Origin of the sequence: Streptomyces sp. W16 (genome assembly GCF_033194735.1) — a bacterium.
In the GTDB taxonomy this organism is placed as follows: Bacteria; Actinomycetota; Actinomycetes; order Streptomycetales; family Streptomycetaceae; genus Streptomyces.
In genome coordinates this window covers 1-998 of sequence record NZ_JAWOAI010001150.1, presented here as the reverse complement: position 1 = coordinate 998, position 998 = coordinate 1, and the positions used below count along the sequence as shown (strand labels likewise).

Genomic DNA, 998 nt, shown 5'->3' with positions numbered 1-998 from the left:
GTGCCGGGCGCGGCCCTGGTCGAGATCCCGGGCGCCTCGCATCTGGCCCCCGCCCAGTGCCCGGAGGCCGTCCTCACCGCGCTGCGCGCACACCTCGACGGGGGTGCCGGGCGCGGGATGGCGGTACGGCGTGAGGTGCTCGGCGACGAGCACGTGGACCGGGCGCAGGCCCGGCAGACCCCCTTCACCGCCCGCTACCAGGACTTCATCTCGCGGTACGCGTGGGGCGAGATCTGGACCGACACCACGTTGTCGCGGCGCGAGCGGAGCATGGTGACGCTGACCGCGTTGATTGCGCATGGGCATTACGACGAGTTGGCCATGCATGTTCGGGCGGCTCGGCGCAATGGGCTCACGCCGGAGGAGATCGGCGCTGTGCTGTTGCAGAGTGCTGTGTATTGCGGGGTGCCTGCTGCCAACTCGGCGTTCGCCGTGGCTCAGCGGGTGTTGGAGGAAGACGGCGACTAAGGGGATGGGGGTGACGTTGTGAGTCGGCTGCGGGTGCGTCGTGGCTGGTCGCGCAGTTCCCCGCGCCCCTTAAAAGCACAGGCTGACCCAAGTCTTTAGGTGCGCGAGGAACTGCGCACTCCTTAAAAGCGCAGGCCGACCCAAGTCCATAGACGTGCAAGGAACTGCGCACTCCTAAAAGCGCAGGCCGGCCCAAGTCTTCAGGCGTGCGAGGAACTGCGCACTCCTTAAAAGCGCGGGCCGGCCCGTGTCGTCAGGGGCGCGGGGAACTGCGCGACCAGCCCCCACCGGCCCGCAGCCGGACAACAGCTCAACGCAAGCCTCTCCCCGTCTCCAGCACCTCGCGCGCCTGTGTCGCCAAGCCGTCCGCCCCGCACGAACGTGCAAGCGTCAGGCCCCTGTTGAGTTCGGACACCGAGCGCGCGGCGATGCCGTACTCGACGCGGGCCGCCGCGTGTTCGTACTGGCAGGGCGAGGCCTCCAGGTAGGCGACCGCCTGCGCGGCCAGCCGTACCGCGCGCTGGCCGGTC

General features: G+C 69.5%; 1 protein-coding gene and 1 pseudogene. One reads left to right on the top strand and one right to left on the bottom strand.

The genetic code is table 11. The features are described 5' to 3' along the window. A partial coding sequence (gene pcaC / locus R6V09_RS53850) for a 4-carboxymuconolactone decarboxylase (RefSeq protein ID WP_317888653.1) occupies nucleotides 1-468 on the top strand: 468 nt, incomplete at its 5' end. Between the two features lie 310 nt (nucleotides 469-778). Here pcaC and R6V09_RS53845 read toward each other — a convergent pair. Then, nucleotides 779-998 (bottom strand): annotated as a pseudogene (locus R6V09_RS53845) (hypothetical protein); the annotation flags it as partial.